21 protein-coding genes are annotated in these 18,489 nt (G+C 54.3%); 2 read left to right on the top strand and 19 right to left on the bottom strand.

All coding sequences use genetic code 11. The annotated features are described in order from the left end of the window. Window positions 1-64 precede the first annotated feature (64 nt). The 3 genes from HF955_RS04305 to HF955_RS04300 are packed head-to-tail and all read right to left on the bottom strand — an operon-like array spanning window position 65 to window position 1,532. Window positions 65-775 (bottom strand): glutathione S-transferase family protein, encoded by a 711-nt coding sequence (locus tag HF955_RS04305; protein WP_051599565.1) that lies wholly within the window; start codon window positions 773-775, stop codon window positions 65-67. Beyond that, the gene (locus HF955_RS18425) at window positions 772-1,092 is read right to left on the bottom strand and encodes a Rieske (2Fe-2S) protein (protein WP_197020211.1); all 321 of its coding nucleotides are present in this window, start codon (window positions 1,090-1,092) and stop codon (window positions 772-774) included. Before HF955_RS18425 ends, HF955_RS04305 begins: the two co-directional genes overlap by 4 nt. Beyond that, window positions 1,089-1,532 (bottom strand): DoxX family protein, encoded by a 444-nt coding sequence (locus tag HF955_RS04300; protein WP_051599566.1) that lies wholly within the window; start codon window positions 1,530-1,532, stop codon window positions 1,089-1,091. The genes HF955_RS18425 and HF955_RS04300 overlap by 4 nt, the downstream gene beginning before the upstream one ends. 100 nt (window positions 1,533-1,632) lie before the next feature. On the opposite strand from HF955_RS04300, the gene HF955_RS04295 reads away from it, so the two are divergent. Beyond that, the gene (locus HF955_RS04295; RefSeq protein WP_034762004.1) at window positions 1,633-2,061 is read left to right on the top strand and encodes a MarR family winged helix-turn-helix transcriptional regulator; all 429 of its coding nucleotides are present in this window, start codon (window positions 1,633-1,635) and stop codon (window positions 2,059-2,061) included. Window positions 2,062-2,561: 500 nt separating this feature from the next. Next, window positions 2,562-3,851, top strand: a complete 1,290-nt coding sequence (locus HF955_RS04290; protein WP_291078209.1) for a tyrosine-type recombinase/integrase — start codon at window positions 2,562-2,564, stop codon at window positions 3,849-3,851. A 438-nt stretch (window positions 3,852-4,289) separates the two neighbouring features. Here HF955_RS04290 and HF955_RS04285 read toward each other — a convergent pair whose 3' ends face one another. The 16 genes from HF955_RS04285 to HF955_RS04210 form a co-directional block, all read right to left on the bottom strand. Next, window positions 4,290-5,012, bottom strand: coding sequence for a DUF6602 domain-containing protein (locus tag HF955_RS04285; RefSeq protein WP_291078207.1), 723 nt, complete (start codon window positions 5,010-5,012; stop codon window positions 4,290-4,292). Window positions 5,013-5,030: 18 nt separating this feature from the next. Then, on the bottom strand, window positions 5,031-5,495 hold the full coding sequence (locus HF955_RS04280; RefSeq protein ID WP_291078205.1) for a Mov34/MPN/PAD-1 family protein: 465 nt from the start codon (window positions 5,493-5,495) through the stop codon (window positions 5,031-5,033). After that, a complete protein-coding gene (locus tag HF955_RS04275; RefSeq protein WP_291078204.1) occupies window positions 5,464-7,194 on the bottom strand; it encodes a ThiF family adenylyltransferase in 1,731 nt (576 codons plus the stop codon). Before HF955_RS04275 ends, HF955_RS04280 begins: the two co-directional genes overlap by 32 nt. After that, on the bottom strand, window positions 7,191-8,228 hold the full coding sequence (locus HF955_RS04270; RefSeq protein WP_291078202.1) for a hypothetical protein: 1,038 nt from the start codon (window positions 8,226-8,228) through the stop codon (window positions 7,191-7,193). The genes HF955_RS04275 and HF955_RS04270 overlap by 4 nt, the downstream gene beginning before the upstream one ends. A 216-nt stretch (window positions 8,229-8,444) precedes the next feature. After that, entirely contained in the window at window positions 8,445-8,759 is a 315-nt protein-coding gene (locus HF955_RS04265) for a DUF736 domain-containing protein (RefSeq protein WP_291078201.1), read from the bottom strand. A gap of 11 nt (window positions 8,760-8,770) precedes the next feature. After that, a complete protein-coding gene (locus HF955_RS04260; protein WP_291078199.1) occupies window positions 8,771-9,001 on the bottom strand; it encodes a DUF2274 domain-containing protein in 231 nt (76 codons plus the stop codon). Continuing rightward, on the bottom strand, window positions 8,998-10,203 hold the full coding sequence (locus HF955_RS04255; RefSeq protein ID WP_291078198.1) for a TrbI/VirB10 family protein: 1,206 nt from the start codon (window positions 10,201-10,203) through the stop codon (window positions 8,998-9,000). Before HF955_RS04255 ends, HF955_RS04260 begins: the two co-directional genes overlap by 4 nt. A gap of 13 nt (window positions 10,204-10,216) precedes the next feature. Then, window positions 10,217-11,188: a P-type conjugative transfer protein TrbG gene (gene trbG, locus HF955_RS04250; RefSeq protein WP_291078196.1), complete on the bottom strand. Its 972-nt coding sequence runs from the start codon at window positions 11,186-11,188 to the stop codon at window positions 10,217-10,219. Window positions 11,189-11,256: 68 nt separating this feature from the next. After that, window positions 11,257-11,970, bottom strand: coding sequence for a conjugal transfer protein TrbF (trbF, locus tag HF955_RS04245; RefSeq protein ID WP_291078194.1), 714 nt, complete (start codon window positions 11,968-11,970; stop codon window positions 11,257-11,259). A gap of 3 nt (window positions 11,971-11,973) precedes the next feature. Continuing rightward, on the bottom strand, window positions 11,974-13,311 hold the full coding sequence (trbL, locus tag HF955_RS04240) for a P-type conjugative transfer protein TrbL (protein WP_291078192.1): 1,338 nt from the start codon (window positions 13,309-13,311) through the stop codon (window positions 11,974-11,976). Window positions 13,312-13,320: 9 nt separating this feature from the next. After that, a complete protein-coding gene (trbJ, locus tag HF955_RS04235) occupies window positions 13,321-14,046 on the bottom strand; it encodes a P-type conjugative transfer protein TrbJ (RefSeq protein ID WP_291078190.1) in 726 nt (241 codons plus the stop codon). Next, window positions 14,031-16,466, bottom strand: a complete 2,436-nt coding sequence (trbE, locus tag HF955_RS04230) for a conjugal transfer protein TrbE (RefSeq protein ID WP_291078188.1) — start codon at window positions 16,464-16,466, stop codon at window positions 14,031-14,033. Before trbE ends, trbJ begins: the two co-directional genes overlap by 16 nt. Beyond that, window positions 16,463-16,714, bottom strand: coding sequence for a VirB3 family type IV secretion system protein (locus HF955_RS04225; protein WP_291078187.1), 252 nt, complete (start codon window positions 16,712-16,714; stop codon window positions 16,463-16,465). Before HF955_RS04225 ends, trbE begins: the two co-directional genes overlap by 4 nt. Continuing rightward, on the bottom strand, window positions 16,714-17,031 hold the full coding sequence (locus tag HF955_RS04220) for a TrbC/VirB2 family protein (RefSeq protein ID WP_291078185.1): 318 nt from the start codon (window positions 17,029-17,031) through the stop codon (window positions 16,714-16,716). The genes HF955_RS04225 and HF955_RS04220 overlap by 1 nt, the downstream gene beginning before the upstream one ends. After that, entirely contained in the window at window positions 17,028-18,020 is a 993-nt protein-coding gene (gene trbB, locus HF955_RS04215; protein WP_291078183.1) for a P-type conjugative transfer ATPase TrbB, read from the bottom strand. The genes HF955_RS04220 and trbB overlap by 4 nt, the downstream gene beginning before the upstream one ends. Continuing rightward, complete coding sequence (locus HF955_RS04210) at window positions 18,013-18,468, bottom strand: CopG family transcriptional regulator (RefSeq protein ID WP_291078181.1); 456 nt, start codon at window positions 18,466-18,468, stop codon at window positions 18,013-18,015. Before HF955_RS04210 ends, trbB begins: the two co-directional genes overlap by 8 nt. Window positions 18,469-18,489 lie beyond the last annotated feature (21 nt).

Below are 18,489 nucleotides of genomic sequence, written 5' to 3'. Positions count from 1 at the left end.
TAATCTCGATCACCACGGAAGGCCGCAGGAACAATTCGGGTATCTCGCAACCTCGAAAAAGAGACTATGGCTTAACTTGGGACTCCAACCCGGCAGTTGCGCGATGTCTACCTTCATTCGTCCGCATGAGCGAAGATAGGTATGAGTTCCGCCGAAGTAGAAATGCGCGCAGCAGAGATGGATAGTCTTCGCCAACGGCCTTCTCAACGCTATCTCTGCTACAGAGCGCTTGCCTCCAACGGTCGATCTTGGGAAGGTCGGTTAGGATGCCGAAGGCGCCAATCTCTTCGAACACGTTGAAATACCGGAAGACCGGGCCGAATACGACATCGACGAGACCGAACCTGTCGCCGGCAAAGTAAGGTCCTGCTTCAAGTTCTGCTTCCACCCGTCTGAACTTCTCATGCAGAACCGCAATTTTCGCGTCGAATACTCCCTCGTCGGATGCCGAATAGAAGCCCGCGATGTCGTTGAGGACGGCTGAGCCGAACTCCATCCAAGCCCTGTGGCGTGCCCGTTCGAGGGCGTCATGGGGATGGAGCGGATTGGGTTGTGTCTCTTCTAGATATTCGAGGATCACCGCAGATTCGAAGATCGGGACCTCGCCCTTCAGTAGCACCGGCGTCTTGCCCAAAGGCGACACTGCGAGGAACCAGTCAGGCTTGTTCGCGAGGTCAATGTAAGTCCGCTCAAACCTGACCTTTTTCTCCGCAAGCGAGATCGCCGCGCGCTGAACGTATGGGCAAAGCGTGTGACTTATCAAATGCAGGCTCATGGTGTCTCTCCCCAGACGTACAGCAGTTCCTCACCCTCGATCCTTGTTGGCGGTAACATTAGGTGGGTACCCGCTCCCGCCGGCGCCGGGCCGTCGAGCCTTTGTCCATTGGTCGTGTCGAACCGCGCGCCTTGCCACGGGCAGACGAACGCTCCATCCTTGCACTCCAGCGGTCCCCCGAGGTGAAGGCACGCGTTTGCTGATGCGCAGATCCGGACATCCACGCGCCAGACCTGGACCTCCCGGCCAAAGTCCGGGAAGACCCGCGCCCTCTCCTTCCGGCGGCACGTCGCCGGTCTTGCAGAAGGGAATTTCATGATTCAACCGTTCCTTTCCCGGTGTGTCCAATCCAGTTAGGCGTGACAGAGGGACTGAGCGCGAACCGGCCGTCACCCAGAAGCCCTTGCGCAACGGCGAGCAAAGTCAGGTAGGCCGGATACTCCCAGCCACCGTTCTCGTACCCAAACATCCAGCCATTGCCGAAATGAGCCCATGTCGCCCCTGCGAGAATGGGCACGGTCGCTAGCGCGACCCACCGCGTCTGTACACCGAGGACCAGAAGGACGCCGGCAACCGCCTCTGTGGCGAAAATTACGTAAGCGAGCCAGCCGGGCAGCCCAATTGAAACGAAGAATTGGGCTGTGCCGGCCAGTGTGAAGATGAAGAGCTTCAGGAGCAGGCTGTGGGCTAGGAACATGATCCCGAGCGCCACGCGGAGCAGGAAAGCGCCGGTCTGGTTGAGTTGGTGCTGTGACATGGACACACTCCGTTGATAGATGCAATTGCATTCACTTTAAGCATGATCACCGCGCGCCGTCAAGGTTGATGCAATTGCATCGATATGGCATGATTAGTTTATGAGTGAACCTAATAGAGCGACCCAAGCTGCCTGGGCGGCTTTGATATCAACCAGCCGCAAGCTGCTGGAAGCGGTTGAGGCTGCCCTCAAATCGGCCGGACATCCGCCGCTTTCATGGTATGATGCATTACTTGAACTTGAGAAGGCAGGCCCAGAAGGCCTGCGCCCGTTTGAACTCAAGAACCGACTTCTGCTGCCTCAATACGGCACGTCGAGACTGTTGGACCGCATGGTGAAGGCAGGATTGGTGAAGCGGCAGGATTGTGAGGGCGACGGCCGCGGGCAGATCGTCGTTATATCAGAACAGGGGCGATCCATCCGGCGGGCTATGTGGCCCATCTATGCCCGGGTCCTATCCGACGCAATCGGATCGAAGTTGACAACTAAAGAAGCAATGAAGCTTACGAGGTTACTGTCGGCGCTATAGCTGCGGCATTCGGCTTCGTTGGATCGTCCGGAAGTCAACGTCATTTCGAAAGCCGCATTCACGGCTTCCCTTGATCCTACACACGTTCGAACTGGGAAATGTCCCCTAGAATGATTGGCAATCCAACCATTGGCGTTAGAATCCTCCTCGCCAACGTTCGGTCACATTGCGGCGAGCCGTTTCGTAGTTAGCCCCGATAGAAAACTAAGTCTTTGCAATTCGACGGAAAATGGCGCACCCGACAGGATTCGAACCTGTGGCCTTCGCCTTCGGAGCAGATATTTAGGGGTTACCCGCAAAGTCACTGCAAGTCACTAAGTATCTGAAATACTTATTATTTCTCTGTATTTCCAACATTCCGTGTACTGCCTTGTCACTCTATGGTGTTACCTATGTGTTACCCAGCTTGGCAATTTTGAGGTCGTCGGTCCGTCACCCCTAGCTGGGTAACACATCCTGACTAACGCATTGATTTTTCGGTGTAAACAGAAAGGTATGTGATGACTAAAACAATCAAACTCACCACGAAGTTCATCGAGACATTTGAGCCAGCAGGAAAGACAACTGTTGTCTGGGACGTCATGCCAACCGGCTTTGGCGTGCGGTTCTACAAGTCAGGAAAGATTGCTTTCATTGTTCAAAAGCGCGTCGGATCAGGCCGGCTTGCGAAGCAGCGAAAGATGACGATCGGGACTTACCCGGAGATAAATCTAGTGCGCGCCAGAACGCTTGCCCTAGAAGCAATTGCCAAATTCCAGATGGGTGGTGACCCTGTTCAGGAAGAGGTCGATCGCCAGGAAGAGGCACGTCTTGCGAAAGCAGCCGAGCTTAGCGTCGCCGAGCTGACCGAAAGATGGCTCGCCACAGACGCGCTACGGTCCCGGATGCGCGGCCCCCGTTTCGGCACGTTGCGTAAAGCCAAAGACGTCAGATCGAACGCCAACCAGATCAAGCGCCATGTCATCCCCTTGATCGGGACAATAAAGCTCTCGGATGTCACGCGAAAGACCATCATGAAGATGCAAGACGATATCGCAGCGGGCAAGACAGCCAAGAGGGTGAAAACCGGTCCGCGAGGCATAGCCCGTGTTACCGGCGGTGAAGGCACAGCAGGAAAAGCGGTTCGACTTATGGGAACAATCTTCAACTACGCAGTACGGGAGGGATTGCTCGACAAAAATCCGGCCTCCAACATACCGATCGCGCCATCTCGCAAAGTCGAGCGATATCTCAGCACGGAAGAACAGGCGAGGCTGGAGGCTGTTCTTCAGTCGATGGAGAACATAGCCAAGTACGAAAAAGGATGCGCCATGATCCGCGTGCTCATGCTGACGGGATGCCGTAAGAATGAGATCGAAACGCTTAAATGGTCCGACATCGATTTTGAGCGCGGCTTTGTGAAATTCAGCAAGTCAAAAACCGGCGCGAAAGTAATTCCATTCGCCCGCGCCGCGCTCGACATTATCGAAGCGCAGCCGCGTCTTAACAGTACGCCCTATGTCTTTCCATCAACAAAGATCAACGACTACTACAAGGGTATTCCGAAAATCTGGCTTGAGGTCCGCAAGAGAGCAAAAATTGAGGATTGTCGACTTCACGATTTGAGACACAACTTCGCGAGCATCGCCGCTTCAAATGGCGCTAGCTTGCCAATGATCGGTGCGTTGTTAGGGCATACGCAGGCTCAAACAACTGCACGATATGCTCACCTAACCAGACATTCTTTGCATGAATTGGCCGAACAAGTTTCTGCTACTATCGGCGAACGCAGCGGTTCGGTACAAAACTGAGTGAGACTGAACTGCGTGAGCTCAACGGTGTTGATAAGTTTTGGGAACAACACAGAACCCTATAATTTTCGGAGAGGGCGTGAGTTGATAGTCGTGAATGTCCGAGTGATTTATGACTATGTGCCTGTGGTCCAATGAATCATACTTCACGGCAAAAATGACGTAGTCGCCTGGCTCGTCAGTTCTAATCATTGCTGCGTGCGTCAATGCACCGACGCTTCGCTTTGCGAATGACACAGATTTGAGACCGTGCGCCACTGACTCACCGGGGATCTTAAATCCCTCATTAGAGATTGCATCGAAATTCCTGCTGGAGGTTGCATGGAAAAGGATATTTGGGTCATCTTCTAGTTCTGTAGGAAATACACAGTAACCTTCGGAAGCCGGATCTGTTGGAAAGGGGTATTCAATCATCGAATTTTGCTCAAGTTGACTTTCTTAGTCCGTAAGCCAATCCGCATAAGCCTCGACGTCTATCATTGGAACGGTACCTGCAAGCTGAAGTTGGGAAATTAAACGAAACAGGAATCCTGTAGCCGGTTTTCTGTCGGTGTCTATTGAGTACTCGCCCGTTTTTCGATGGCGATGAAAGAAGCCATGTGATGCGACACATCCAAGGTCGAGCAATCTATCGTTCTCTGCAGTCACCGCTTTCGTAAATGAATCACCGAATGGCGGACTCCAATCTGACTCGAAGGTTAGCAATCCACCCAGAATGTGGAACGGGGGCTTGGCAGGATATTCACCCCCAGCATGTGGTATTGGCAGACTCGTTCTCTTGAGTTTGCGAACGCTCGCGACCTTGTTCTGAGCATATTCGACGAGCTCAGCGTTCATCGTCTGTTTGGCTTCGAAAACCGCATACACGCTTTCGGCAGGAATCACCGTCGAGTTTTGAAATTTGTGAATGAAAGGCGAATACTGGCGGTCAAATATAACAACATCAATTTGATCGCTGAATGTACCTTCGCTGTCGACCACATGAGCTTTGATCGCATGATATCGCGCCGGCAGATAGTGTTGAAAAAGTTCCAGCCAGACGTCCTCGCTAGCGTCGCCTTTCTCACCAGGATGACCAATGTTCTTTCTGGCACGGTGTAATTTGTTTTGGATGTCTTCGTGCAGGTCGCCCAACAACTCTTTCAGATTCCATGTGGTCATAAAACTTCTTCCTTCAGATTAATCCGCTATTTCAATTTCGCATTCCAATATGTGTCCGGACGCCAAGAATGTGCTCGCTGACACTTCCAATTCCTGCTGACCATTTACGCGTAGAATCATGAGGACCAGAAAATTGGCAATTGTCGTCTTGTCATCGAGCAAGCTCTGCATGGTCCGACAGTCTACTGTGCTTGGAATGGCGGGCGCATTTGGATGCGAGTGCCATTCCCCGAGATAGTTGAATCGGCTGTGATCATTTCCATGCGCCTTGCTGAGCCGTTTCAGACTCCGGCTGGCTTCTCGCCCCTTGCGTTTGAATGAAGCTTCACCGCCTCTTCTGCGCTGAGTGGTGAACTTGATCAGCCGAAATTCTTCATCACCAACATGCTCGCCGAACAACACGCCGCCAATTTCTTTATGCTTTGCGTTCAGAAGCTCTTCTTTCCAGACATCAAGCGTTTTCTGACTGATCGACAATTTCATCCAGTTTCTTCTTCACAAGGTCATTTACAAATTCTTCCTGCTCCGCGGATTTTACGGTGGAGCTCGTGCGCATGCGGATCGGCGCATCTACGCTGATGGGTTGAACATGAAAAGCTGATTCAAATATCCAGGCTCGTTTGAGCCCGACTAGGTAAACGGGGTCGTCATAATCCGACGGATCATTCTTCAATAATGTATCGAGAGCTAACCCACTGATATGGGCAGCAACGGAAGACACAGCCGGGTCTGCGGCAACATATATTTCTGCTTGATCCTCACCGTCATAACCGGCACCTGCGGGCACTGGCGGTGGATCATCAACGCCGTCATAGAATTCATTCAGCGCCTGCCTAATGGCGTGAGGCGTCGGCTCGTGACCCTCCCTAGATCGCGCCATGTAGCCGCCGATGCCTCCAGCATATACGCCGCCCCAAACAACCGACCCTCCGGAGCGCAAACTAATGGACGTGATATGATTAAGCACTTCGGGGTTGGCCGTCGCATCAACAATGAGATCACTGTCGCTCAGTGCGCCATTAACTGCTGCCATTTCAGTCGGAGAGACCTGCGCACCAATTGAAACTTTTCTTGCTGTGACGTTTACCTCTTTTGAAACCAATTTGATCCGACGTGCTGTAGCATCGACTTTGTGCAACCCAATATCGCGCAAATCACAATCATGACGCTCCAGATTGCCCGCGTGGATAATATCGTCATCAACAAGGTCGAAACGACCGACGCCAGCCCGCGCCAACGAGACAGCTATTTTTGCACCAAGTGACCCCAAACCAATGATTGTCACTCGAAGCGAAGACAGAAGCGTGCCCAATTCGCCGGATCGTGACGCGGTATCAGTCGGCGCCATTATGGTTCTGTATTTGATCAACCCATCAACATCTTCGATTTGCCTGTACAAGATTGGGAGCCCGTCTTCAGGAACGACGAATAACCAGAACGACGCCTCATCTAGGGATAAATCGACTCCGAGCAGATCAAAAAGCTGCTCCTTCTTAGCCATACCCAATAAGGCAGCGCGGGGTACCTTGGTTTTTGCGATTACACAGGAATGCCTGCCCGCATCTTCTGCCAATGCTACCGGCAGAGATTGGTCGTTCCACCTCCAGTCACCCATGGAGGCTTGTGCAAGATGTGCGATTACAAAACTTTCTCCGCACCACACGACCCATAAGTTGCCTGCAGCAATGTCTGGCGTTTCATCGCGGAGCATATCAAATTGAGACTGGGAAAGGTAAAGACGGCTGACGGCATGCCGTGATGCAATGGTGTCTGGAACATTGTGTGCAGATGGTGCGGCCGTGACAGTCCCGTCTTCGTCTGGCGTTTCCTCAGTCAACAAATTATAGGCGCTCTCAATCAGATTTGCACCTGTGAATGCGGGCAGCCAATTGTCCGGTCGGATTTCAAGACAGAGGTCGCGACTACCGTATTGATGCCCTGACATTCGACTTGGATCTTGCGGCTGAACACTCGGGCATGTGTCAGGAAAGGTATTGTGATAAATCAGACGCAGCGGAAACACGCCATGAGCAAGGCGTATCTCGAAAACAACTTGCATCCGAAATTCATTGTCAAACGACCATGCTACATCGTGCAGCCATTCTGACGCATCTGCTAATTCGCCAATCGCTGTGCGCTCTGACTCCAGCCGCTGTTGATTATCAGCCCACCACGCCGTCACGCAAAGTCAGCCGGTTTGTTGGGTGGTGTTGACGCCTTCGCGGGGAAAGCTAACGGTGACATTGCAGCTGCAGGCTTCAACCCAAATGAGCTGGAAGATTTCGCCGTTTTTGGTGACGGAAATCGCGAACCGAGAATGCGGCGCCAGTGTTTGGTGGCGACATCCTGATCTTCTGTTTCAAGCGCTTTTGCCGCTTCATCGCGAAAGTATTTTACCTTGTCATAAAATGCGCAAAAAGCGTCGCCGGAAACTCCTGCTAGTAGATTCCCATCTTCAATTGCAGGATCATCAAGATTGGGGCACGTTCCCCAAAATCGGTTCATGGAATAAGTATCCACGATATCATCGAACGTGTCATGAAGCAGCCGTCCATAATGGGTTTCATTCTTGTCCATGTGTTCGGCGACGAGCGCCTCAAGCGCAATACTCTTCGGATGTTTACTTTTGGTCGGATATTCGCGGCGGCTCCACTTGACCATCTTGACCATCGGATTGAACCGCATTCCGGCATTGGTATTTACGTCGGCGGACCAGATAGTATGCTCTTCGGGTTCGGTCAGATACCATTCGCCAGTTTTCCGGTTGCCGATGCGATAGAAACCGTCACCGTTGCGCTCAAGCAGTGGTGACACGTCCATATCCGCCTTATTCGTTGAAATGGCGATAGAGCAGCGGTTTCGGGTGATTTTGGTAATTCCGAGTGCCTTTCGATTTCGGTTCAACGCAGCATAAAGCTCCTCGATTACGTCTTCGGGCGTCTTGTGGTCTGACGAGAACCAGGATGTGGAGCCGCGAACGACAACATAAATGTCAACGTCGGGTCGTTCCGTATCGCCATTTTTCGTAACAGGGCGGATTGCGGTTTTTCGCTTGTATGAGCCGCCAAGAAATGTGCGGATGACCTCATCCTTGTAGTCGTCATCGCCTTTCAAGGCGTCTCGAACTGAAATGTGCGCAGACGCAGAACGCGAATTTGTCGTCGCGCTCGGTGTGATGTCTTTGATAAATTCGGTAAATCGGGCGTTGGGTGTCATGGTCTTTTCCTTCAATATTGTTTCGACCATGCTCCCTCTGCTGCTGGCCCTTCGACACTAGATGGGGTGTGAATCGCGGAATCCAACCCCTATATGTAGAAAATTGTTGATTTTTAAGCCGAACAATACAAGCGCTGATTCGTTGAGCCACACAACGCAATCACGAATGGGGCTTTTCACCGTTTCATGAGCGACAAATCAGAGAACTATGCTGACTTAATCAACCCGCGAATTCCGACGCGACCAAACCAATTCCGCCTTGCCATCCTTATCGAAAAGAGCTGCGCTGATAGGTTCCGCAAAACTGGGGTCATCCAGTCTGACAGAAAGATAAGGTTTAGAAGTTTCTTTCGCTTCTTCACGCCAGGCAGCGCCAAGATCGCACTGGCCTGTCTTCACAAAAAAGTCCGGGCTGTCCTCGCTTTTCTTCTTGTCGTTCGCGACAAAGCGAACCTTGCGCGCCATCGAAAGCGTGGAAATCGTGCCTTCATAACCGTCCTTCACCGGACGAAACTGACCAATAGTTGCCATGGGATACTCCTTTACGGCTGTATTACGGCGAGCGTTTTGCGCGCCTTTTTGAAATTGGAATCTGACGCCATGAAGCTGGCGAGCATGGAGGGAATGAGATCGACAATTTTCGCGGCCTCTCCGTAAGCCTGTGCATAAACAGCGGCATAATCCTGTAGCTCGGCCTGCAAGTCAGGCGGCACCGCAATGGAGAGTTTAACGGGCGTTGTGTCGGGCAGTTTGCCGATTTTCAACGTGCTCATGGCGTGCCTCCGTAGGGTTGTAGAACAATGTCCTTGTTGACGATGACGCGCAGACGCCAGCCGGGCCGGATCTTCAGTGTGGGTTGCAGTTGAAGCTGTTTGGTGACGATCTGCTGTCCGGCCTGATTGATGGTCTGCTGGCCGCCATCACGCAGCGCATTCACGATATCGTCGTCGCGGTCGCGTCCGATTTCAGAAGACACGGACAGGACGGAAGACAGAATGGCGGCTTTGAAAAGCCGAAAGCCATGATGATCCACGCGGTCCTTCAGGCCCGCATAGCCTTCCATGTCCACGCCAGGCAGATTGTCGATGGTAATGGATGTACCATCCGGCATAATGATCCGTGACCAGACGACTAGCGCGCGTGACTGGCCATAGGCGATTACGCTGTCATAGCGTCCTATGAGTTTAGAGCCTTGGGGTATCAAAAGATGTTCGCCTGTAGGTGTATCGTAAACATGCTCAGTCACTTGCGCGATAACCTGTCCCGGCAAATCGGAATTGAGCCCTGTTATCAAACTCGCCGGAATAATTGTGCCAGCCATAACCTGATAAGGCGAGATCGGCGCTTGGACGCGGTGCGGATTGTAAATATCGGTCTCGACTTCCGCCCCCAAAAAAGCTTCTTTTCGGTCTTGGTGGTTTGGATCAAAGACAGATGGTTGAGGCGTAATTCCACCTGGATTCAGAAACTGATTTGCGTAAGGAGCACCTGTAACATCATAGGTAAGGTTCAGCGGCCTTGCTTCAGAAAGCGCGCTATTTGCATCACTTGAAATGAAGAACAGCTTCGAGGTGCGCGCTGATTCTGCAAGTTGGGCTTCCGGCGATTGATTCGGCGGCGAATATCGATTGCCGCCGGAGTGTGCCGGTTGATAGCGAAACGGATTATCGTCGGAAACCGGCTCGCGCTCCGCACCGATAAGTGCCGCGCCCAAGTCTCCAGGTAAAGGCGGCCCGAGTCTATGTGTCTCCTGCGGCACGTCCGCATAAGTCATTGGCATAGCGTTTAGGCCATCCGGCAACGCTTTCATCGTCGTGTTGTAAAGCTCTTGAGGTGTATCACCTCCTGTTCGATCGGGTGTACGCAGTGCAAAGGCTGCTGCACCGAGGACAATCACACTGGCAGCAGCGGACAGGCTGATCAGTGCGCGGCGATTAAACCGCCGGACTGATCTTGGCTTGCCGCGAAGTTCCAAAGGCCCTCTCATCTTAGAGTCCCACCATTTTGGTTACGGGATCGCGTGTACGGGAGATACGCACGACCTGCTGGTCATTTTCGCCCAGACGCAATTCGGCGGCTCCAAATAATCTGTCTACGACATAGTAAGCGCCGTTGATCCGGTAATTGACGAGTTGGCTTTCACCATTGCGCCCGACGACGAAGAGCGGCGGGGCTTCACCCTGATCCAGCCGTGCCGGAAACTGGATGAAGACCTTTTTGCCATCATCAAAGGCGCGCAGCGGTCGCCAATGTGGGTCATCGCCATCAATCTCATAGCGGAAGTTCAGGCGGTCAATCTGCAAGCCGCGTTCTACAGGCTTGCTAGGCATGCGGCGCGCTGATCGGCGGTCCGCATGTCGGAGCATCAGCTCTTCATGCGGGTAACGCCAGGATACCGCCGCCATGTAGGTCTCACGGAAAGACCGCATCTCGATATGATAAGTGCGCTTCGACGTGGTGATGATGAGGTTGGTCGTCAGGCCATGAGAGATCGGCTTCACCAGAATATGGACTTGTTCGGTTTCGCCAGAGCCTGAAACGGTATCGCCCAGCACCCAACGCACCGTATCGCCTGCCGACACTGACATGAGTTCTTCGCCAGGCTGCAGCGCTATATCCGTGACCTGTTCCGGCGCGGTATAAACCTGATAAAGCGAACCAATGGCGAAGGGATAGATTTGGATGGCATTTACAAACCGCCCCGCGTCAGGCTCGACAGCCGCTCCCTGATTGGCCCGGTCAATCGCTTCATGCGGCTTGAGCGCTAGCTCCGCGATCGGTTCCTCATGCAGCGGCTTGAGCTGGCCTGCCATTGCAACGGGCTGAATCCGTTCCAGCACCAAAGGCGCAGATGGGTCGATGTCTGCAATGTCGAGTTCATCCGGAAGATAAACTGCTTCTATATAGTCAGCGTCATCAAGGGTGAAATCTCTCGGTGCCTCATCGAATATCGCTTGCATGTGTGAGCACCCGCCAAGGAAAACGAGGCAGAGGCACAATAGTCTTAGGGGAAGTGGTGGTCGGATGATCATTGTGAGGTTCCTTTCATTGCGGTTGCGGAAATCAGATCGCGCGACCAGTTGATGCCGTGAACGTAAATGCCGAGCGGGTTGCGATGCAGAGTCGCTTCATCGCGCGGCGGGTCGATAATGATGGAAAGAACAGCGGTGTAGGTGTCCTGGCCTTGCTGAACGCCGGAGAGATAAGTCGTCTCCCGCCAGCGAACATCGAAACTGTCATTCGAGCTGCGAACAATGCTCACAATATCAACGGAGACAGAGCGTTTGCCGACATCGCTAAACGGGTCATTGTCCCGCGCATAATCATTGAGCGTCAGTGAGGCTTTATCCGTCGTGAAGTTATAGGCGTCCAGCCAGTTCTCCCGCACGACAATCGGATCAATCGAGACTGAGCGGACATTCTTGATGAAGCCTGCAAGCTGAAAGGCAATTTGGGCGTCGGTCGGCTCATAATTGGCGATAGTGGATGTCACCCCGCGCACTTCGCCTGTGGTGTCGAGTTCCACGACATAGGGTGTGACAATACTCTGTGTGCTGCGCCAGACATAGGCCGCAGACATGGCGGCACAAAGTCCGAGGGCGATCAGAGCTGTGAGTCGCCAGTTCTTTGCCTGCACGCGAGCTGATCCCATCCGGTCATCCCATACCTGTGCGGCGCGCTGATAGGGCGTTTCGGGGACCGGCGTGTTACCATAGGCATTACGGCTGCGTTTCCAGATCATGATCTACTCCTCATCCTGTTTGAGTTGCGGGCCCTGGCCTGCGCCGCCGCCATCGCCGCTGCGCACGGCGTGCATGGTTGCCATGCCGGCATCTCGGCGGTTCTGCCCGCGCCGGGCTTGACGTGCCCAATTGGGTTCTTGCCCCGCCGAAGGCGGTGCGGCGTCATTGGCGGCACTCATGCCGCCTTTGATCGAGCCGCCTGTGGCTGTCACAGCGCCGCGACCGCCGGATTGAAAATTCTCTTTGATCGGGGATGTAAAACCGCCTGCGGCGGACTTTGCACGATTGGCAATTGAGCCAGCGCCCGCTTGTGCCACTGCGGTAATACCCGCCGCAGTGCCTTTGATGCCGCCTGCACCGGATGCGGCCTTACCCATTGAGAAAGCCATGCGCGTGCCGCCAGCCATGGATGCGCCTGCACGCGTGGCTGCCATGGTTCCGCCCGCGACAGCCGCCGCGCCGCCTGTGGCAACCGCACCAGCGGCCATCGCGCCTGCGCCAACACCTGCGGCCGCACCGACGGCGGCCCCAGCGCCAAGTTGAGGTGCCCCAGAGACAAGACCTGTCGCAATGCCCGGTCCAAAAATACCAAGGGCGAATAAAGCCAGGCTTGCAAGTATCACCGCGCCGGCTTCTTCAAGGCCAACATCGCCCGTGAAGCTCGCGGTGACAGAGGCAAATAAGGTCGAGCCGATACCGACAATGATGGCCAACACCATAAGTTTGACGCCAGATGCAATGACATTACCGAGCACGCGCTCGGCCAGAAACGACGTCTTGTTCCAGAGCGCGAACGGCACCAGCACAAATCCGGCCAGCGTCGTCAGCTTGAACTCAATGATGGTGACAAAGAGCTGGATGGCGAGAAAGAAAAACGCGAACAGCGTGATCAACCAGGCCAGAAAGAAGACAATAATCAGTACGATATTGGTGAAGAATCCAATCGGACCTGTCAGATCGCTAATGGCATCAAGCAGCGGGTAACCGGCGGTAAAGCCCGTATTGGCGACAAAGCCTGGACGCATGAGATCATCCGCCGTCATGCTTGCCCCTGACGCTGTAATGCCCAGAGAGGCGAAACTGTCGAAGAGGATATTGGCGAGAAAACTGAACTGATTAAGGATCAGCGCAAAGACACCAATATAGAGCACCTTTTTTACAAAACTGGCGATGATATTATTGTCCGGCCCCATCGCCCAGAAGAGACCCGCCAGCACAATATCCACCGTCACAAGAAATGTCGTGAGATAGGCAATGTCGGGGCCCAGCAATCCGAAACCGCTATCAATGTAAGCTGAGAAGGTCGCAACAAACTGGTCAATGACGCCGAGATCATCCATGGCGCGCTCCTAATGGCCCTTATAAGCGCTGGCCGCGCCTGACATGAATTTGGAATGGCGCGCCATGCTTTCGCGCTCTATTTGAAGCCTCCGTGCGCGCTCCAGCGCTTCTGCGCGATATTGCGCTGCCATGAGCTGCTGAAGCTGCATGTCCTGTTTGATCCCAAGCGCAGTCAATTGATTGCCCGCCTGCTGAACGGCGAGGTTTCCACTTGCATCTTGGCTCGCGCTTACAAGGTCGTCCAACACGCGCGTATCGACCTTGATGGCTTGCACGATACGGGACTGCATGATCAACGTGTCTTGATAAGCCGCCCGTGATGTCTGCCATTGAAACTCGGCCGTTTCCGCCATCTGTGTTTCTGACCAGTCTTTATACTCTTCCGGATAATGCTCCCGGAAAACGCGGTCGGTTTCTTCGACCTTATAGGAGATGGCATTGGCTTCTTCTGTCAGCCGGAAAATCTCTTCCATGATCCGGCGCAGCTCTGCGCTCACATCAATATCAAGCGCAAGCAGGTCTTCTGCCTGGTTGCGTAGCATCTCGGCCTCATTCTGAAGCTGCCGGATCTGATTGCGAATCTGCTCAAGCGAGCGTGCGGCCATCAGTAGGTTCTGCGTATGGTTAGTCGGATCATAGACAATCCCCCCACCAAAGAACTGTGCCTGAGCAGGTGCGGTTAAAGCCAGCGGGCTGGTTGCGAGCAGGATGGCGGCAATTATTGAGCGGCGCATAAAACGTCTCCATGAATGTGTGAATTGATGAGGTCGGCGGCCCAGTGCAGGCCGCGTGCAGAGAGCCAGGCGGCTGCAAGGGCATCGCCTTTATTTTGGGCGTGAACGGCATTCAGTGCTTTCAGTTCATCTTTGGATGAGACACCGCAAAAGCTGAGCGCGACGGCGCCCAGGACAAGATCAAAGAGACGGTTTCCTGAGCGGGACTGGAAATAATAATCCCGCTTCGGAGTGGCCTCTGCGATGATCTGCGTCTGGCGCGCATTTAATCCGAACTGCGCGTAAGTCTCGGCCTGTTGCGGTTCCAAAGCGCGGTCATTTGGCAGGAAGATACGCGAGGCGCAGCTTTCAATCACCGCAGGTGCAATTTTGCTGTTTGCGATGTCGGAGAGAGATTGTGTAGCGAAGATGACGGAGACATTCCGTTTGCGCAGCACTTTCAACCACTCGCGAATTCGGTCAGCAAAAAGAGGATCATCAAGGAACACCCAAGCTTCATCCAAAATGAGCAAGGTGGGCCGTCCATCAAAATGATCTTCAAGCCTGTGAAAGAGATAAGTCAGCACAGGCAGCACAAGCGACTTGGCGTGCATCAGTTCTTCCATTTCAAAGCACTGCCAGTCAGATGCACCGAGCGTTTCATGATCAGCATCCAGCACTGTGCCGTGCGCGCCCTCAAGCGTATAAGGGAGTAAGGCTTGGCGCAGCTTTGAGGATTGCAGCAGCGCGCCAAGACCCGTCATGGTGCGCTCGTTTTCCGGCGCGCTCGCAAGTGACGTTAGCGCCGTCCAGACCGTTTCTTTAACCTCTGGCGTGACCTCTATGCCCTCATGGGTGAGCAATCCGGTAAGCCAGTCTTGAGCCCAGCTCCGCTCGTGATCCTCGTCTATGCGCGCCAGTGGTTGGAAGCAGAGAGCACCATCGCCGCCAAGGGCATAGTGCTCCCCCGCCATGCCGAGCGTGGCGGCTTTGGCGCTTTCGCCCTTGTCGAAGATGAAGACTTGCGCGTCCGTGTATCGACGGAACTGCAAGGCAAGTAGAGAGAGTAAGACGGATTTACCTGCGCCAGTCGGCCCGACAACCAGCGTATGGCCAACGTCGCCCTGATGCGTCACCAGGCGAAATGGTGTGTGCGAATTTGTGGTCGCGTAAAGTAAAGGCGGCCCATCCAGGAGGTCGTTCTTTTTAGGCCCGGCCCATACCGCAGAGAGCGGCATCATATGAGCAAGGTTGAGCGTATGGACGATAGGCTGGCGGATATTGGCATAGGCATTTCCGGGGATTGTGCCGAGCCAAGCATCGACGGCGTTCACACTTTCACGAATGGTTACGAAGCCGCGTCCATTCACGACACGCTCGACGGCGCGGATCATTTCATTCGCGATTTTCGGGTCCTTGTGATGAATACAGAGCGCCGTTGTGACATAGCCAAAGCCCACATAGTCTTGACCAAGTGTCTGCAGTGCTGCGTCTGCATCAGCCGCCTGATTGTCCGCATCCGTATCCACGAGCGCTGACGCTTCATTCGTCAGGACTTCTTTCAAAACGGCCATGATGGACTTGCGCTTGGAAAACCATTGGCGGCGATAGCGGCCGAGCATTTTGGTTGCTTCGGTTTTGCCCATGGGCAGAAAGCGCGTCATCCAGCGATAGGAAAAGCCGAGCCCGTTCAGCTCATCCAGCAAACCCGGTTCTGTCGCATTCGGAAAACCCTGCACGGAAATCAAGCGCAAATGCTCACCGCCCAGCACGGGCTCCAATCCACCGATTAGATCAGCACCGCCAAGGACAGCATCGAGATAGGCTGGCGTATCTGGCGTTTTGACCGGATGGTGCTGAGGGCTGACCGTGCTTTGTAGATAGGTCAGCGTGTCATCATCGGATAAAAACTCAGCCGAAGGCATCACGCTCGCAAAGAGATCGAGCGCCTTGTCTGTCTCGGCGATAAACCGCGCCAGATGATCGCGTCCGACGAACTCCTCAATTTCTTCCGGCGTCTCAATCAGAGCATGTTCAAATTTCCCGACACGATCAGTGGGCGGTAAGAAAGCAAAAGTCAGATAATAGGCGCTTTCATACAGTTCGCCTGTTTCCGAGAAATGCCCCCGGCGCTCTTCATCAATAATCCAGGCGAGCGGGTCACGCCAGTCAGTGTCAGGATAATCCTCCGCTGGTATACGCGCTGCTTCAAAATAGAGCGCCCAGCCAGACTCAAAGCGTTTCAATGCATTATTGATCCGTGCACATATGGCAACCAGCCCTTCTGCTGTTGTGCTGTCGAGATCAGGCCCGCGATAACGCGCCGTGCGCTGATAACTGCCGTCTTTGTTGAGAATCACGCCCGGCGCAATGAGGCAGGCCCACGGCAGATAATCAGACAGGCAGCGCGGCTTAGCGCGGTATTCGGCGAGGTTAATCATGCGAGATACCCCCGGTGACGGATGTGACGGGTCAGGACATCGAGGAACTTCGGGTCACGTTTGGCCGCAAAGACGCAAACGCCATGCGCAATCGCCCACCATGCCAATCCGAGCAGCCAGATTTGCAGACCGAGCCCGAGTGCAGCCGCAATGGTGCCATTCAAGATGGCCGCATTGCGCGGCGCGCCGCCCAGTAGAATTGGCTCAGTGAGCGAACGATGCACAGGAATGGAATAACCCTCCACCATTACAGCACCGCCCCGCCGCCAAAGCTGAAGAAGGAGAGGAAGAAGCTGGTAGCGGTGAAGGCGATCGACAGGCCGAAGACGATTTGCATCAGACGGCGGAAACCGCCGCCCGTATCGCCGAAAGCCAATGTCAGCCCCGTGATGATAATGGCCAGCGTGCCGATGATCTTGGCAACCGGGCCCTCAATGGATTGCAGGATTTGGTCGAGAGGGCCCTCCCACGGCATGCCGGAGCCTGCTGCATGGGCGGGTGCAGCTATGGAAAGGACAATGATTGCCACGCCAAGTGCGCGGCAAATTTGTTTGTTCAGAATCATGAAAGACCTCCTTTGGAAGTGATAAGTTTGAGGGATTGCGGGCGTAGCGGCTCGCAATGGTATCCATCGGGGCCATCTGGGGAGATGACTTCGAGAATGTCGGTGACGGACCTTTGGCCGCCCGAATGCTGAATGCCGATCACCACATCTACGGCCATCGCGATAAGTGCGCGGGGAATGCGTGCGGACTTTTCTGAAATAAGTTGTTCGAGACGGTTTAGGCCGTCCGCTGCTGAGTTGGCGTGAACGGTAGCTATGCCGCCGGGGTGTCCAGTGTTCCAGGCTTTAAGCAAATCCAGCGCTTCCCCGCCGCGCACTTCGCCGACCACAATCCGGTCTGGCCGCAAACGTAAGGTGGACCGCACAAGATCGGCCATGGAGACAGACCCGGCCTGTGTGCGCAGCGCGATTTTGTCCGGCGCATCGCATTGCAGTTCGCGTGTGTCCTCAAGAATGACGACGCGATCACCTGTGGCCGCCACTTCATGCAGCAGCGCGTTGGCAAGTGTCGTCTTGCCAGACCCTGTGCCGCCGACAATGAGCAGGCTTTTCCGGCGGATCACGCAGTCCCGTAAGAGCTGCGCTTGAATCGATGTCATCGTGCCGTCAGAAATATAGTGCTCAAGCGTGAAGATGCAGGCCGCAGGTTTGCGTATCGAAAAGCTTGGCGCTATCGCCACAGGCGGCAGCACGCCCTCAAACCGCTCACCGCTAATGGGCAATTCTGCACTAACAATTGGAAACTCACGCGTTACATCCTGGCCGATGTGAGACCCGACCAGTCGAATGACGCGCTCTGCTTCTGACGGGCGCATGATCTGGCCGGAATTCTCTCGGCCTTTCCCATGACGTTCTATCCAGAGCTGGCCGTCAGGGTTCAGCATGATTTCAACAACGCTGGGATCGTCCAGCGCACCGGCGACTGTTTCGCCCATGGCTGTTTTCAGCATGGCGTCAGTGCGTTCGAGCGTGTGTTTGTTTTTACCCATCTGCCGCGGCCTCCCGTTTGCGAGGTCTCGCAGGCGCGGGCTCATGGAGGCGCTTTAATTCTTCGGCTGTGAAGAAGGCACTCTCATCAACAAGAATGTCATCAACGGCGGAGAACAGGATCTTGTCCCCGTCGGCCAGAACCGTGCGCAGGGAATCCAGAAAACCCTCAAAGCGGTTTTGTCCCTGGGCCTTCGCGGCTTCCTTGTGGGCAGTATCCACCGGCGGAATGACCGTGAGGAAATAACGAACGAAGAGTGCAAAAGCCTCTGCTGAAATTATCTGACCCCGGCGCAGTCCTTCATATTGGCGAGCGATCCGGTCAAGGCGCCGGATGAGCGCGCCGTCGCGTTTGTCCTCATATTCGCGGCTGAAATAGGCGGCGAGTGCCTGATCGACAATTTGTGACTCACTCCGGCCCGGCAGTTTCGCCAAAGCCTGCAGGCGCACATAACAGTCTTCGGAGATATA

It is taken from the genome of Hyphomonas sp. (genome assembly GCF_017792385.1).
Lineage (GTDB): Bacteria > Pseudomonadota > Alphaproteobacteria > Caulobacterales > Hyphomonadaceae > Hyphomonas.
The sequence above is the reverse complement of the archived record's forward strand: the minus strand, read 5'-3'. Positions and strand labels throughout refer to the sequence as shown.

What these genes read in the sequence shown, in the direction of transcription:
- HF955_RS04285 (WP_291078207.1), bottom strand. Translation starts at nt 5,012, where the DNA reads ATGACCACATGGAATCTGAAAGAGTTGTTGGGCGACCTGCACGAAGAC.
- trbG (WP_291078196.1), bottom strand. Translation starts at nt 11,188, where the DNA reads ATGCAAGCGATATTCGATGAGGCACCGAGAGATTTCACCCTTGATGAC.
- HF955_RS04300 (WP_051599566.1), bottom strand. Translation starts at nt 1,532, where the DNA reads ATGTCACAGCACCAACTCAACCAGACCGGCGCTTTCCTGCTCCGCGTG.
- HF955_RS04260 (WP_291078199.1), bottom strand. Translation starts at nt 9,001, where the DNA reads ATGAGCACGTTGAAAATCGGCAAACTGCCCGACACAACGCCCGTTAAA.
- HF955_RS04290 (WP_291078209.1), top strand. Translation starts at nt 2,562, where the DNA reads ATGACTAAAACAATCAAACTCACCACGAAGTTCATCGAGACATTTGAG.
- HF955_RS04280 (WP_291078205.1), bottom strand. Translation starts at nt 5,495, where the DNA reads ATGAAATTGTCGATCAGTCAGAAAACGCTTGATGTCTGGAAAGAAGAG.
- HF955_RS04225 (WP_291078187.1), bottom strand. Translation starts at nt 16,714, where the DNA reads ATGGTGGAGGGTTATTCCATTCCTGTGCATCGTTCGCTCACTGAGCCA.
- HF955_RS04305 (WP_051599565.1), bottom strand. Translation starts at nt 775, where the DNA reads ATGAGCCTGCATTTGATAAGTCACACGCTTTGCCCATACGTTCAGCGC.
- HF955_RS04295 (WP_034762004.1), top strand. Translation starts at nt 1,633, where the DNA reads ATGAGTGAACCTAATAGAGCGACCCAAGCTGCCTGGGCGGCTTTGATA.
- HF955_RS04270 (WP_291078202.1), bottom strand. Translation starts at nt 8,228, where the DNA reads ATGACACCCAACGCCCGATTTACCGAATTTATCAAAGACATCACACCG.
- trbJ (WP_291078190.1), bottom strand. Translation starts at nt 14,046, where the DNA reads ATGCGCCGCTCAATAATTGCCGCCATCCTGCTCGCAACCAGCCCGCTG.
- trbF (WP_291078194.1), bottom strand. Translation starts at nt 11,970, where the DNA reads ATGATCTGGAAACGCAGCCGTAATGCCTATGGTAACACGCCGGTCCCC.
- trbE (WP_291078188.1), bottom strand. Translation starts at nt 16,466, where the DNA reads ATGATTAACCTCGCCGAATACCGCGCTAAGCCGCGCTGCCTGTCTGAT.
- trbL (WP_291078192.1), bottom strand. Translation starts at nt 13,311, where the DNA reads ATGGATGATCTCGGCGTCATTGACCAGTTTGTTGCGACCTTCTCAGCT.
- HF955_RS18425 (WP_197020211.1), bottom strand. Translation starts at nt 1,092, where the DNA reads ATGAAATTCCCTTCTGCAAGACCGGCGACGTGCCGCCGGAAGGAGAGG.
- HF955_RS04265 (WP_291078201.1), bottom strand. Translation starts at nt 8,759, where the DNA reads ATGGCAACTATTGGTCAGTTTCGTCCGGTGAAGGACGGTTATGAAGGC.
- HF955_RS04220 (WP_291078185.1), bottom strand. Translation starts at nt 17,031, where the DNA reads ATGATTCTGAACAAACAAATTTGCCGCGCACTTGGCGTGGCAATCATT.
- trbB (WP_291078183.1), bottom strand. Translation starts at nt 18,020, where the DNA reads ATGGGTAAAAACAAACACACGCTCGAACGCACTGACGCCATGCTGAAA.